The following is a 14,564-nucleotide window of genomic DNA, read 5'->3' as shown; positions in this document are numbered from 1 at the left end:
GCTTTTTTTAGGGGTCAGGAGAGGAAGGCGTAGCCCTGGTAAGCACTCAGCGCCAGAAAAATTCCGCCGATGACGCGGTTGCTCCAGACCTGAATGTTGCTGAGGCGATGTTCCAGAGCGATGCCCAACTTGCCGTACAACCGCAGAATCAGGAAACGGGCAATCACGATGCCCACCACAAAAATCGTTTCGTGCAGGGCGGTCCACTGCGCCCAGCGGTTCTGTTGGAGGTACCGAACCACGAACAGCCACAGCGGCAGCGCGGGCAGATTCAGCACGCCGAGCAAAAGCCCTTCTGTAAACATGGTCAGAGGCGCCTGCGGCTTGGTAGCCTGCGTGTCTTGCCGGGGTTTGGGTTTGCGGGAAAGAAAAATGATGCCCAGCACCAACAGCGCAATGGCGACGCCCAGGTTAATGTACGCGTTGTCTTTCAGGTAGCGGTCGATAAACCGACTGCTGTTCAGGGCCAGTAGCGCGTACACCAGTTCCACCAGTGTGGCTCCTGTGGCCAGGTACATCGCTAGGCGCATGCCCTTCCGCAGGGCGAGGTCGGCCGTGATCAGGTTTACGCTACCGCAGGGCAGGTAGAACAGAAAGCTGATGCCGAAACCCAGGCCGAAATGTTGCAACAGGTTCATCGCAGCAAAAGTAGAGAATCCCGTTGGGGTTTATGAGAATAGAACGTTTTACTACTTTTCTGGAAGTCGGTAGGCAGTTGGATACACCTGATTGCATGGCATATATCTAAAAACATGGGACAAAGCGCAACACTATACGAGATCGATCAAGTTGAGTTTGATCGACTAAGAAAAGACCACCGGGATTTTTCTGAGCAGCGGACGATACAGCATCAAGTCTTTGAGAAAAACCACGAAGGCTTGCGCTTTTTATTGGAAAAGTTTGTGGCAGAAAAGGACCGTGATCTGATGTTTGAGATTTTTTATCCCTCAGATTCATTAGGAATGCCAGATGAGCAGAAAATGATCAGCCTTTTGGATTCAGACGATTTCTTGTATGTACACGAAGACGCGGTGAATTATTTAACTCCTGAGAAAGTTCAAGCCATCTGGCAGGTAGTTAAGGAAATTAATGAAGCGGAATTTCTCGCCACCTACGACCCAGATGAATTAAACAGCCAGGGTGTATATCCCTACAACATATGGCATCGTAACGAGCGGTCCGATCTGGCATTCAACAGAACCGACATACAGGAAGCTTTTCGTGCGCTCCGGGATATTTTTAAAGATGCCTCTGTGCATGAAAACTACATCGTGGCCTTCGTAGGGTAACGCTGGCATGAGCTACCACCCGATGCCGTAATCCTCGCCGTGGTTGCTGGAGCCGCCCCAGAAGCTGTTGTGTTCCCGGTCGAAATAGATGGCGTTGATCGGGCCGGAGGTGCGGTCGTCGTAATCGAGCTGGTATCCTTTTTCGCGTAACTCCTTCCGAATCCAGAAGGGCGTGCTGTCGTGGAGCGTAAGGCCGCCCGGTTTGATCGGGTGATCGTCGAACGACGAGTGCATCTGGTAGCTGTTGAAGTTAGCGGCCTCGACCGCCTCCTGTACGTTCATGCCGAATTCCACCACATTCAGAAAGCACTGCAGCAAATTCTGGTCCTGCGTGTCGCCGCCCTGCACCGCAAACGACAGAAAGGGCTTGCCGTCTTTCAGGGCGAGGCTGGGCGTCAGCGTGACGCGGGGGCGCTTGCCCGGTTCCAGCACGTTGAACGGATTTTGCTTGGCGTCGAGGTCGAAACTCTGCATCCGCTGACTCAGACCGACGCCCGTTTTCCCGGCGATGCAGGCGGGAATCCAGCCGCCGCTCGGCGTGATCGACACGACCCACCCTTCCGCATCGGCCGCTTCGACGGAAGTGGTGCCGCGCAGAAATCCGTCCAGAAACGGGGCATCGATGCCTGAAGGAAGGGGTGTTTGAAGCATCGCCTGGCCGCGCTCTTTCAGGATGTCGGCGTACGGATTTTGCTTGTCTTCGAACGGGTACGGATCGCCCGGCCCGATTTTCGGATCGTTCCGGTCGGGGTCGATTAGTTGAGCACGCTCTTTCGCGTAGGCTTTAGAGAGCAGCCCCTGCATCGGCTCCTCGGGCGCAAAGGCCGGATCGCCGTAGTAAAAGTCGCGATCGGCAAACGCGAGGTTCATCGCCTGGTAGACCGTGTGGATGTATTGCGCCGAGTTGTAGCCCATACCTTTCAGGTCGAAGTTTTCCAGGATGTTGAGGGTTTGCAGCAGCACCGGCCCCTGCGTCCACTGCGACAATTTGTACACGTCGATGCCCTTGTAGGTCGTCATCATCGGTTCCTCGATTTTGACTTGCCAGTTGGCGAGGTCTTTCGTGGTGATCAGCCCGCCCTGTTCCTGCGTGCTGCGTGCAATTTCCTTCGCGATGTCGCCTTTATAGAAGCGGTCGTAGGCCGCATAAATCGCCTCCTTCCGGCTTTTTCCTTTTTTCAGCGCCTGTTGTTCGGCGTCCACGAGTTTTTGCAACGTCGCCCGCAGATCGGCCTGCTTGAAGATTTCGCCCGCTTCGGGCGCTTCGCGTTCCTCGCCGAGGTGGGGGAGAAAGACGGTTTTGGAGTAGGGCCATTCCTTGATCTGGTCTTTGCCCCGCTCAATGGCGTTGGCGGTTTGCGCCTCAATCGGATAGCCGTCAGCGAGTTGCATGGCGGGGGCCAACACTTCCTGCAAACTCAACGTGCCGTATTCGGCCAGCATGGTCAGGAGGCCGCCCGGCGTTCCCGGCGTGACGGCCGCCAGTGGGCCGTAGGCGGGCGGAAAGGCCATGTTTTTCGATTGGTAGAACTCCGGCGTGGCACCCGTCGGGGCGACGCCCAGCGCGTTGATGCCGATCACTTTCCCGGTGTGGGGATTGTAGATCAGCGCCTGCGTTTCGCCGCCCCAGCTCAATACGTCCCACATCGTGCAGGTCGCGGCGACCATGGCACAGGCCGCATCGACCGCGTTGCCGCCCTTCTGGAACGTGAGAGCCCCGGCGGTGGCTGCCAGCGGTTTGCCCGTAATGGCCATCCAGTGGCGTCCGTGGAGCACGGGTTTCTGGGTCGACTGCGCCCCGGCAGGCAGGCAAACCAGCAGCAACAGAAGATAAGGGGCGAAGCGTGGCATCATGGTCGTGAGGAAAGAAGAAGCATTGGTAAAAGGACGTCGGTACGCTTGCCGAACGCCATTCCGCAGGGTGAAATGGGTTCTGAAAAGCGGCGAAGGTAAAATACGTAGTTTGCGGAGCTTCAACAACTTGTAGCAGTGGATTCGGGCGGCAGCGGCGGTAAAATGTCGGAAGGGGGCGTACGGGAATCCCTGCGATCTTCGTATTTTTCCAGCAGTCACCCATCCCGCTTTTTATGGCAAAGAAACTTGCAAAAGTCCGGTCCATGCAGTCCCTGTCGCCGGAAAAGTACCTGAAAACCCGCGCCCGCGAGTTTCCCATCAAAGAGTGTCTGGTCAGTGACGAGTGGGCGAAAAATGGGATTGCGGCCGTGATCATCGCCCGGAAACAGCCAAGCGGTTACATCACGTTCGGGACGTATCTGGTCGACACCTTTTGCCTGGGTTTGAAGCAGACCATCTGGGGCGTTAACACGCCGGAAGCGGAGTATCAGATGATCGTCCAACAGTTGCGGTTGGTACACGACCTGCGGCCCTGTCCGTACCCGTTGGCGCACACCCTGATCTGGAAAGGCATCGACTACGCTGACTCGCTGGGGTTCAAACCGGAAAAAGCCTTTAATGTATCGCAATACGTCCTGGAGGCGCGCGAGCAGGTACCGTTCGAGCCGCGCGTCACGTTCGGACACCAGGGGCAGCCGTGTTACGTGGTGGGACCTTATGACAAGCCGGAGCGGATCATCAAGCAGCTGGAACGGGCCGTCGGGGCCGACAATTTTCAGGTGATTTACGAACCTGACGAGCCGGAGGAAGACGACGATGACTGGTTCGACGAAGAGACGGTGGAAGACCTGGAGATGGAGGACTATACCGTGACGATGGACCCGGTGAACGACGAAGGCTACGAAGCGGTGCTGGAACAGGTCGATTACCATACGCTGGAGCGTCTGCACCAGCATGCCACGCAAGATCCCAAGCAGGCCATCGGGGAGGCGCGCCGCCTGATGGAAGCGCATCCGGACGTGCCGCAATTACACGATTACCTCGCCATTGCCCTGACCCACGACGAGCAGTTCGAGGCGGCGCGTCGCGTGTACAGAGAGGCGTACGAGCGCTTTCCCGACTATTTGAATGCCCGGCTCAACTACGGACGTTGCCTGGCGCAGGAAGAAAAGCTGAGCGAGTTGCCCGACATCCTCGGCCCTGCGTTCAGTCTGCCCGCCCTGGCCCCAAACCGGGAGCGGTTTCATATTTCCGAGGTCATTCATTTCCACACACTGGCCGCCCTGTGGTGGACGCAGCAAAAGAACGAAGCCCAGGCGCAGGCCAGTTACGAACGCATCGAGCGGGTGATGCAGCACTTCAATCAGCAGTTTCCCGAACTGCCTCTTACCGAAGAACCCGATCAGACCGCTGCCGGAAGTATCCAACTCAAAATCACGCTACGTGACAGCAAACCGCCCATCTGGCGACGGGTGCGGGTGCCCGACCACTACACGTTCTACGAACTGCATCAGACGATTCAGGCCGTGATGGATTGGGACAACGACCATCTCTACGAGTTCGACGTGCCACCGTACGACCGGCTGGGCGATGGCGTGGAAAACACGCCGGCCGATTCGGTCCCGTTGCGCGATTTGTTGAAAGAAGAAAAGCAGAAGCTGATGTACACGTACGATTTCGGCGACAACTGGGAGCACCTGATCCTGGTCGAGAAGCTCCTGCCCGACGAACCGATTCCGTTCCCCGAATGCCTCACCGGCAAGCGCGCCGCCCCTCCCGAAGACTGCGGCGGCATCTGGGGTTACGAGCATTTGGTAGAAGTGATGCGCAACCCGCGCCATCCCGACTACGCTGAGATGAGTGACTGGCTGGGCGAAACGACACTCGATCCGGAGTATTTCGATCTGGACGAAATCAACTTCCGCCTCCGCCGCGATTTCGCCTCTTCGTGACGGAGCGTGATCAGTGGATTGAATTGCTGGTTGAGTGAGTTAGAGGTATTGGGTAAGTGAAGCGAGTGGCGTGATTTTTATCGCTCTGTAACTCCTATCAACTGCTGCTGAAAACTGCCCACCGCCGACGGGTACTTCATACGTTGTACGACGTACGCTTTACCCACTACCCACTACCCACTACCCACTACCCACTACCCACTACCCACTACCCACTACCCACTACCCACTACTTCTTCCCTCGCTTCTTTTTGTCCTCCACTTTGCCGCCCAGGCCGAAAAAGCCCTTTCGTTTTTTAGGATTCCGGACGATGTAGCCGACCGAGAAGTTCAGGTGGGCCGTGGGCGTGACCTTGATGGCGCTGGTGGGCGTTTCGAAGACCGTGGCACCCGGCGTGCGGTCCAACAACCAGGAACGGTCCTCGGACGAGGACTGAACCATGTTAGCAAATTTTACCCGCGCCCCCACGCCCCACTGCAACGCGAACGAGAACGTGCGTGCTAGGTTGATCTGCCGTCCCATCATGTATTGCAGACCGACCACGTGCTGGCGCAGGCGCAGGCGTTCGTCTACCACGTTGCGCCCTTCGGTGTCGTAGCCGTACGAGTCGTAATTAAAGCGATTGTATTTGTACAGCAGCAGGGGGCCGCGGTAAATCCCGTTCAGCGTGCGGCGGCGGCGCGTGACGGCTTTCGGGTAACGCCGGTAACTGACCCGCGCCGCCACGCCCATTGTCGGGCGCAGCTCGTACCCGAAATTGTCGACATTGAAGCGCTCGCGCACGTAGTTGTTGTAGACATACCCCAGGTCGAACTCCAGCGAAGTCGCGTTGTTGAGTGGTTTCTCGTAAGCAAAGCGGTACTCGCCCATCTGGCCGGGGTAATACTTGTAGATGGCTTTGAATCGAGCCGGCGAAATGTTGTCGGTGGTGTCGCCAAACAGGCGGCGGTAAAACTGAGCCTGTGTGGTGGTCAGGGGTGCCAGCGTCAGAGCGGCCAGCAAAATCAGGATGCGCATGCAGTCGTGTTAAAACAAATAACCCAGGGCAACGCCCAGTTGTAACGAGGGCGTCCAAAGTAAGGCGTTTTGCTCGTTCGATACCAAAGTTTTTCCCAGCAATTCGGTCGTCGGGTAATAGAGCGGGTCGGTTTGCTGTGGTGGCACCCAGCCGTACTTCAGTCGCGCCCCTACGCCGCCGTACACGTCGAACGTGACGTGTTGCCCCCAGCGAGCCTGGTGTCCGAATAACGCCTGGAGCCCCAAAACCTGATAATGAATGTGCTTTTTTTCTTCGACGTAGTGGCCTTCGGCGTCCAGATTGCTTTCCGTTTTCGACGTAGTGGCCAGTCGGTAAAAAAGGAGCGGCGAAAAATAGCTTCCCCGTGGCGCTTCGCTTTTAGCGTTATACCAGCGCCGTGCCAGGCGGAATGTCACCCCCTGGGCGGGTGCTCGTTCTACCCACGCAAAGCCCTCGCCCTCCCGTTGTACGTGGTGAACGTACGCCATGCCCCACTGCCAGCTTTTCCGCCCCTGTCCGGCTTCGTACTCGATTCGCACGGCCGAAACACCGGCTTCCAGCGGATGGAGTTTGAGTTGACGAAAGGGCATAGCGTCTTGGGTGTAGCCAGAGGTGATGAGGCTGCCCAGCAAGACCAGCCCGCCGCACATACGCTTAAGAAAAAGCCGATTTATTATTTTTATGTGTAGTAACATCTTAAATTTTGAAATAAAATAATTTGACGTTGTGCTATTTGCGGATATTAGCTATCAGGTCACACTATTTAAAGTTTTTTGCTGATTTAACGTAACCAAAGCATCGTGACATCAGTATATAGTAGTGTAAGCACGAGGAAAAAACGATGTAATAGTTTCAGTACTCGTGATGCTGAAAAAAATGCTTCGGCAATTATTTCACTAAAAAGTTTGAGTTATGTATTCTGCAAATGATGTAAATAAGTCCGCCAACCAAGGCAAGACGACAACGAATGTACACGATCAAAACGTACGCAACACACAACACGGGAACGCGCCCGTATTATCGGCGACCTCGATTGTAGGGACAGGCGTACGCAACACCCAGGGCGAAAGCTTGGGGGATATTAAAGACCTGATGATCGACACCACAAACGGTACGATTTCGTACGCGGTGGTTTCGTTCGGCGGTTTTCTGGGCATCGGCGACAAGCTGTTTGCCGTACCACTGGAAGCCTTCCGGGTCGATACCGAACACGAAAAATTCATTCTGGATGTAAGCCGCGAGCAGCTTGAAAATGCGCCGGGCTTCGATAAGGACAACTGGCCTACCACGGCCCAACAGGACTTTATCCAGCGGGTATACACCCACTACGGATACCAGGACCAATACAACCGCCGGTACGTATAGAATCGGTGTGTAGAGCTAACTAAACGAGAAGAGTAGCAGTTTAGTGAAAGCCTGTCGTGAAAGCGACAGGCTTTTTTTGTTTTGCTTTCGCATTCTCGGCGAAACATGTACGTTTGAGCCGGATTTCGGGGAGGAAATCCACGTTTTTTAGGAAGGAAGCGCTGCATCGAACGGCCTCTTTTGCAGCGTAAAAGCCCGGGAAATCCGACCGACCTAAAAGACAGTTTCTAAAAATATTCCTAGCCTTACGCATCCAACTATCAGTTTTTAGCGTTATTTACGCGATTAATAAACAACTTTCTCTATGAAAAAAACAGTCATCCTGGTGACCTCTCTGGCGCTGGTCGCCGCTTGCACCGATCCTAAAGAGTCGGCAGAGTATCAGAGCGCCACGGCTGTAAATGACTCGCTGATGCAGGTAATAAATCAGAAAGAAGCGGAGCTCGATCAGGTCGTCAACTCTATTACGGAGATTGAAAACAACCTGGCGGCGATTGACCGTGACAAAATGATTATCAGCGATATTCAGAAAGAAGGACGCGACAAAACGCAACAGGAACGGATCAACGAGATGATCTCGGGCATCGACAGCTACATTGCCAGCAACCGGGAGAAAATCGACAAACTGGAGTCGCAGGTGCGGAATTCGCGCAATACCAGCGCGGGCCTGAACCGCCTGATCGCCCAACTGAAGTCGTCGATCGAAGAGAAAGAACGGCAGATTGAGGAATTGCGGGGCAACATGGCCATGCTGCAGGGCGAAGTCGATACGCTCCGCACCAACATTCGCCGTCGGGAAGAAGAGCTGGCTACCCGCCAGCGCCAGATCGACGAACAGGATGCCGCCATGACGACCGCTTATTTCCGGGTGGGCAGCCGCCGCGAACTGGCCGACGACGATATCGTGAAAAAGGAGGGTGGTGTACTCGGCATCGGCCGCACGCTGAAGATGGCCGACCACGTCGATCCGGGAAAATTCACGCAAGTCAACACCCGGTATTTGAACCAAATTTCGTTGGGCGATACGAAACGTCACAATTTGGTGAGTGCACATCCGGAAGGATCTTATAACTTTGAGGAAGTGGAAGACAACGCTTACCTGAAGATCAACGATCCTGAAGCGTTCTGGAGCGTCTCCAAATACCTGGTAATCGAAGTAGATTAATTTAGTTAGTGTTAGATAGATGATGAGGCCGTGACGTTAGCAAACGTCGCGGCTTTTTTTATCCTTTACACTTTCCCTCTCCGCTTATGACCCGATTCTTACTCCTGCCTTTCGCCTTGGTGCTGTTGGCGGCCTGCCAGTCGCGTACTTCGGTCGATCTGATTGTGCATCATGCCCGCGTCTATACCGCCGACGACTCGTTTTCGGTGGCAGAGGCCCTTGCCGTGCAGGGCGGCCAACTGGTAGCGGTCGGTACCGACGCCGACATTATGGACGCCTACGAAGCCGCCCAGACCTACGACGCCGGCGGAAAGGCCCTTTATCCCGGTTTTATCGACGCCCACTGCCATTTTCTGCGGTATGGCCTCTCGCTACGCAACGTCGACCTGACCGGTACGGAATCGTTTAATGAAGTGATTGCCAATGTGATGGAGGGGCGGCAGCGTTATCCTGACGCCGCGTGGATTCTGGGGCGGGGCTGGGACCAGAATGACTGGCCAACCCAGGAATACCCGACGCGCGACACCCTCGACCAACTTTTTCCCGATACGCCGCTGCTGCTGACCCGCATCGACGGGCACGCCGCCCTGGCAAACGGCAGGGCACTGGAATTGGCCGGCATCACCGCCGAAACGAAGGTGGAAGGGGGCTCGGTCGAACTGGAAAACGGCCGCCTGACGGGCGTGCTGATCGACAACGCCGTGACGCTGGTGGAAGACGTGGTGCCGCCGCCTTCGCGCGAAATGTTGACGCAGGCGCTGCTGGAGGCGCAGCAAAACTGCTTTGCCGTGGGCCTGACGACCGTCGACGACGCCGGACTGACGAAACACGAAGTCACGCTGATCGACTCGCTGCACCGGGCAGGAGCATTGAAAATGCGGGTGTATGCGATGCTGACGCCCGACGAAGCGACCCGCGCGTATTACTTCGAAAACGGACCGTACCAGACCGAGCGCCTGACCGCGCGGGCCTTCAAGGTGTATGCTGACGGAGCGCTGGGGTCGCGCGGGGCCATTCTGATGAATCCGTACCATGACCGACCGGGCCACCGGGGGTTTCTGCTGAGCGCGCCCGAGGTGTTCGAAACGCTGGCCGATTCGATTTATGCCGCCGGTTTTCAGATGAACACGCACTGCATCGGCGATTCGGCCAATCGCCTGATTTTACAGCTTTATGCGCAGACGCTGGGCGGCGCGAACGACCGTCGCTGGCGGATTGAACACGCGCAGGTAGTTGCCGACAACGACGTGCCCCTGTTCGGTGAGTACGACATCATCCCGTCGGTACAGCCGACCCACGCTACCTCCGATATGTATTGGGCCGAAGAGCGCCTGGGTACCGAGCGCGTGCAAACCGCCTATGCCTACCGCGACATGCTGGAGGCGTACGGCATGCTGGCGCTGGGTAGCGATTTTCCGGTCGAAGACATCAATCCTCTGTACGGATTTCACGCGGCGGTTTTTCGGCAGGACGGCAAAGACTGGCCGGAGGGGGGATTTCAGCCCGAAAACGCGATCAGTCGCCAGGAGGCGCTGCTGGGCATGACGCGCTGGGCGGCGTACAGCAATTTTGAAGAGGAACAAAAGGGCAGTCTGAAAGCCGGAAAAGTGGCCGATTTCGTAATTCTTGAACAGGATCTGATGGAAGCTCCCGCCACGGAGTTGCGCAACGTGCGTGTCGTGCGCACGTACCTGAACGGCGAACTCGTCTACGAAGCGAAGTAGTTCACCTGGTTATTTCTCATGCTAGTTGGAGGCCGATGCGAGACACATTGCGGTACATAGGCGATCTGTTGCGCTGGCTGAGCCTCGACGTGGTGCTGGGCGCAGTGGTCAGTAGTTACATGGTGCATCGGTTGGTGAGTGTCACCGGGCGTTGGCCGGAGTACGTTGCCCTGGCGCTGGCTGTGTTTGTGATTTACGCGGTGGATCGGCTCTCGGACGTCAGCGCGCTGGACAAGGCGCCGCCCACGGCCCGTCACGATTTTTTCTGGCGCTATCAACTGACGTGGTGGGTGTTTTGTGGGGGAGCCGTGGTGGCCGGCTTGGCGCTGGCCTTTTTCATTCCTCAGGAAGTACTCTGGTTCGGGTTGGGAATGACGGGCTACGTGGCGGCGTATCTGCTGCTGGCCCGGCGGGGGGGGCGCAACCCCATTCCCTGGTTTCATAAAGAATACTTTGTGGCGATTCTGTACACGGCGGGCGTGTGGGGCCCGGCCCTGGTGCAAGCCGAAACGATTCCCGGATTGGTCTACCCGCTTCTGCTGGTGTTTTGTTTGATCGCCTTGCTGAACCTGCTGACGTTTTCCTGGTACGAGTTCCACGCCGACGAACGGCTCGGTCAACCCTCTCTGGCGCGCAGCTGGGGGCGTGAACGCCTCCGCCGGTTGGGGCTGGCTCTGTCGGGAGTCGCCTCGCTGCTGCTGTTACTGGTCGCGGGCGAAGGCGAGAGGTTGCTGCTGGAGGCCGCGGGAATCGAAGGGGCCATGCTGGCGCTAATGGGCAGCGTTTTACTTTTTCCCCGCGTGTTTCTGCCGAACGAGCGGTATCGCAAATGGGGCGACGCCGTGTTCTACCTCCCCGCCCTTTTTTACCTTTTCTAGACTTTTTGAAGAGAAAAGAGGTTATATCACTTGGAAGGATAACCAAGCGAAGATCTGTTTCCTGACTCTGATTCTACCTGGTAAGCTCGATCATGTTATGAAGTCGTGTATCCGTAGCGACGGGTTTAAACCCGTCGCTACGGATACGCATAAACATCTATTCACTTTCTTCTGAACGCGTCGCTACGAATGAAAAAGGCCGCCTCCCGAAGAAAGCGGCCTGACATGGAAAACTGAATAAAATTTATGATACCGTGGAGGCTTCCTGTACTGCCACCTGCGGAGGCAGCAGTTTGTACAGTACCGGCGTGACCACCCGCGTCAACAGCAGCGAACTCAACAAACCACCGATGATGACCCACGCCAGCGGCGAATAGAGCGGGGAAGCTTCCAATGCCAGCGGAATCAGGCCGCCGATGGCGGTTAGGGTGGTCAGCAAAATTGGTACAAAGCGTACCTCACCGGCCTGTTCGATGGCGCGGTTCAGTTCCATCCCTTCCACCCGCAATTGGTTCGTAAAATCCACCAGCAGAATCGAGTTTTTGATCTCGATCCCCACTAAGGCAATCAGTCCGATCACCGCCGTGAACGAGAACGTGTAACCCGTGAACAGCAATGCCAGGATGGCCCCGATCACGCCCAACGGAATGACGGAGAGGACGATAAGCGTGCTTTTGAACGTCTTGAATTCCAGCACCAGAATGGCGATGATGCTGAAAATCGTGATGATGACAATCGGCCCCAGCCCCCCGAACGAATCCTGGCTCGTTTCTACTTCACCCGCGGCCTGATACCGGTAGCCCTCCGGGAAGGGCATTTGGTCCAGTTTACTGATGACATCCGCCGTGACGTCGCTGGTCAGGTAGCCGCTCTGCACGTGGCTGGTTAGGGTCACAAACCGTTCCTGATCGTAATGTTTGATCATGGTCGGCGAGGTGGTCAGTTCCCAGGTCGCCAGTTGCTTCAGCGGTACGAGTGCCCCTGTCGGCGCGCTGACGTAGAGGTGTTCAAGGGCGTCCAACCGTGGACGTCCCGTACGCGGCAGCGTCGCCACCATCGTGAACTCGTCGCCTTCGGTTTCCTGCACCGTGCCGACGGGAATGCCCGCAATGCCCAGCCGCACCGTTCGGTTGATGTCCGCTACCGGAATGCCCAGCAACCCGGCCTTTTCCTTGTTGACCCGCACCTGTACGTCGGTGCTCAGTGTGGTCAGCGGATTGTTCGTATAAATCGTTCCTGGCGTCTCTTTGAGCAGTCTTTCGACCCGGAACGACAGCGCGCGGAGGCTGTCTAGGTTGTCGCCGAAAACGCGGATGGCCACGGGGGCTTCGACGGGCGGACCTTGCTCAAACTGCTTTACTTCAATCTTGGCACCGGGGTAGTTCGTGTATCTTTCGCGCAGCCGATCCACCACCGCTTTGATTTCGGGGACATGTAAACCGGCGTCCAATTGAACGAACACCTCGCTGTAGTTCGTCGCTTCGTTTCGTTGCACTACGTTGTAGTAAATACGCGGATTGCCCTTGCCCACATTGGTCGCATAATTGCGAATGAGCGGTTCGTCTTGCAGGCCGCGCTCGATGAAACGGGCCACACTATCAGTCGCGTCCAGGTTGCTGCCCAGCGGCAGTTCTGCCGTAATCAGAAACATAGGCTTGTCCGAGGTCGGGAACACGCTAGTACCGACCAGAGGGATCAGCGCGAGGCTCCCTACAAACAAGGCAAGTGCAATGCTGAGGGTCATGAAAGGACGCGCCAGTGCGCGGTGCAAAATCGGTCCGTAAGTCCGGTCGATAACCCGGTGCAACCCGCGGAGCACTCGGTTGCCTTCCGGGCCTTCCCCTTCTTTCAGAAAACGGCTGGCGAGGAACGGCACGATGGTGAGCGCCACGAACAGGGAGGCCACCACAGTAGCGATCACCGCGACGGGAAGCGACCGGATGAAATCACCTGCGCCTTCCGGCAGAAACGCGAGCGGCAGGAACGCCAGAATCAGCACCGCCGTACAGCCCACGACGGCCAGCCCGATCTGCTGCGTGCCTTTGATGGCGGCCTGTGACCGACTATAGCCTTCGCGCAGGAAACGGGCGATGTTTTCCACCACCACGATGGAGTCGTCCACCAGCAGCCCCAGCGCGACCACCAACCCAACGATGCTCAACTGGTTGATGCTATAGCCCATAAAGTCCAGCAGCGACAGCCCGATGGCGAGGCACAGCGGAATGGCGATCATCACCACGAACGAGGCACGCAACCCCAGCGGCAGTAGCGTCAGCAGAACCAACCCGATGGCAATCATAAAGTCGCGGGAGAAGCCGCTCAGGCGACGCCCCACGCTATCGGCCTGGTCGAAGCTTTTTTCGAACTGGATGTTCGGCGGCAGTTGGGCCTTGAACGAACCCAAGACGGTTTCGTATTGGTCGCGCGTGTCGAAAATGTTGTAGCCCGGCTTCTGACTGGCCGTCACAAACACCGCCCGCTGGCCGTTCAGGCGCCCGCGGTACGTTTCGTCTTCGTAGTCGAAGTCGACCGTGGCGATGTCTTTCAGGTAAAGTACCTGCTGCCCGGACGAAGCCACGACCGTCCGGCGAATTTCGTCGAGCGATTCGTAGGCTTGCGTGGTTTTGATGTTGTACTTCTTCGTGCCCATGTCGACGCTACCGCCCGGAATGTTTACGTTGCTGGCTTGCACCGCGCCCAAGACCTGATTTAGCGGAAGTCGTTGCTGCGCCATCTTCTCCAGGTCGAGCGCAATGCGAATCTGCCGGTCGGGGTAGGCCCACGTTTCCACGTTGTTCAGCGAGCGCACTTTTTCCAACTGGTCCTGCAAGTCTTCGGCCTGCTGCTGCAACTGCCAGTACGACGCCGTTTCCGACACCAGGGCGGCCTGCAAAATATTAACGTCGTCGGGCGTGAATTCCAGCACTTCCAGGCTCAGCAGATCAGCGGGCAGTGTGCCGGTGCCGCGCAGGTTGTTCATCTCCCGCAGCACCTCGTCGTATTTCTCGTCAGGATCTTCCGAGTAGACAAATTCCACACGGATCACGGCCAGGCCGTCATCGATGGTCGACTCGATCGTTTTGACGTTGTCGAGTTCGGTAATCGCCTCTTCGATCGGATCGACCACCAACTCTTCCATGTCGTTGGGAGCCGTGCCCGGATACAGGACGATGATGGGGAAAGTCGGCGACTTGAACGTCGGGTCTTCGCCGCGCGGCATGGTCAGTAAGGAACTGATGCCCAGCGCCATCAGCATCACGAAAATGATGATCGTGAACTGGTAATTACGTACGGAAAATTCAGAAATTTTCATGGCGG

Annotated in this window: 11 protein-coding genes; 6 read left to right on the top strand and 5 right to left on the bottom strand. The window is 56.7% G+C overall.

Annotated elements, in window-relative coordinates:
* Nucleotides 1-14: 14 nt before the first annotated feature.
* A complete protein-coding gene (locus BLR44_RS18755) occupies nucleotides 15-638 on the bottom strand; it encodes a LysE family transporter (protein ID WP_089684882.1) in 624 nt (207 codons plus the stop codon).
* A 114-nt stretch (nucleotides 639-752) separates the two neighbouring features.
* Between BLR44_RS18755 and BLR44_RS18750 the strand changes: the two genes are divergently transcribed.
* Nucleotides 753-1,289, top strand: a complete 537-nt coding sequence (locus BLR44_RS18750; RefSeq protein ID WP_089684880.1) for a DUF1877 family protein — start codon at nucleotides 753-755, stop codon at nucleotides 1,287-1,289.
* Between the two features lie 12 nt (nucleotides 1,290-1,301).
* Here the strand turns inward: BLR44_RS18750 and BLR44_RS18745 are convergent, their stop codons facing one another.
* Nucleotides 1,302-3,140, bottom strand: coding sequence for a gamma-glutamyltransferase family protein (locus BLR44_RS18745; RefSeq protein ID WP_089685380.1), 1,839 nt, complete (start codon nucleotides 3,138-3,140; stop codon nucleotides 1,302-1,304).
* A 236-nt stretch (nucleotides 3,141-3,376) separates the two neighbouring features.
* Between BLR44_RS18745 and BLR44_RS28665 the strand changes: the two genes are divergently transcribed.
* Nucleotides 3,377-5,095, top strand: coding sequence for a plasmid pRiA4b ORF-3 family protein (locus BLR44_RS28665; RefSeq protein ID WP_143017371.1), 1,719 nt, complete (start codon nucleotides 3,377-3,379; stop codon nucleotides 5,093-5,095).
* A 229-nt stretch (nucleotides 5,096-5,324) separates the two neighbouring features.
* Here BLR44_RS28665 and BLR44_RS18735 read toward each other — a convergent pair whose 3' ends face one another.
* Nucleotides 5,325-6,113, bottom strand: coding sequence for a hypothetical protein (locus BLR44_RS18735; protein WP_089684878.1), 789 nt, complete (start codon nucleotides 6,111-6,113; stop codon nucleotides 5,325-5,327).
* A 9-nt stretch (nucleotides 6,114-6,122) separates the two neighbouring features.
* Nucleotides 6,123-6,704 (bottom strand): hypothetical protein, encoded by a 582-nt coding sequence (locus BLR44_RS18730; RefSeq protein ID WP_143017370.1) that lies wholly within the window; start codon nucleotides 6,702-6,704, stop codon nucleotides 6,123-6,125.
* A 322-nt stretch (nucleotides 6,705-7,026) separates the two neighbouring features.
* Here BLR44_RS18730 and BLR44_RS18725 point away from each other — a divergent pair, with 322 nt between their 5' ends.
* From BLR44_RS18725 to BLR44_RS18710, 4 genes are all read left to right on the top strand, one after another.
* On the top strand, nucleotides 7,027-7,479 hold the full coding sequence (locus BLR44_RS18725) for a PRC-barrel domain-containing protein (protein ID WP_089684874.1): 453 nt from the start codon (nucleotides 7,027-7,029) through the stop codon (nucleotides 7,477-7,479).
* Between the two features lie 304 nt (nucleotides 7,480-7,783).
* Nucleotides 7,784-8,644 carry a Cbp1 family collagen-binding glycoprotein adhesin gene (locus BLR44_RS18720; protein WP_089684872.1) on the top strand — a complete coding sequence of 287 codons (861 nt, stop codon included), beginning with the start codon at nucleotides 7,784-7,786 and terminating at the stop codon, nucleotides 8,642-8,644.
* An 86-nt stretch (nucleotides 8,645-8,730) separates the two neighbouring features.
* The gene (locus tag BLR44_RS18715) at nucleotides 8,731-10,368 is read left to right on the top strand and encodes an amidohydrolase (RefSeq protein WP_089684870.1); all 1,638 of its coding nucleotides are present in this window, start codon (nucleotides 8,731-8,733) and stop codon (nucleotides 10,366-10,368) included.
* Between the two features lie 35 nt (nucleotides 10,369-10,403).
* Nucleotides 10,404-11,246, top strand: coding sequence for a UbiA prenyltransferase family protein (locus tag BLR44_RS18710; protein WP_143017369.1), 843 nt, complete (start codon nucleotides 10,404-10,406; stop codon nucleotides 11,244-11,246).
* 244 nt (nucleotides 11,247-11,490) lie between these two features.
* Here BLR44_RS18710 and BLR44_RS18705 read toward each other — a convergent pair whose 3' ends face one another.
* Nucleotides 11,491-14,559, bottom strand: a complete 3,069-nt coding sequence (locus BLR44_RS18705) for an efflux RND transporter permease subunit (RefSeq protein WP_089684866.1) — start codon at nucleotides 14,557-14,559, stop codon at nucleotides 11,491-11,493.
* Nucleotides 14,560-14,564 lie beyond the last annotated feature (5 nt).

Origin of the sequence: Catalinimonas alkaloidigena (assembly GCF_900100765.1) — a bacterium.
In the GTDB taxonomy this organism is placed as follows: domain Bacteria; phylum Bacteroidota; class Bacteroidia; order Cytophagales; family Flexibacteraceae; genus Mooreia; species Mooreia alkaloidigena.
Note: the sequence above shows the minus strand (reverse complement) of the source record. Positions and strands in the feature narration are given on the sequence as shown.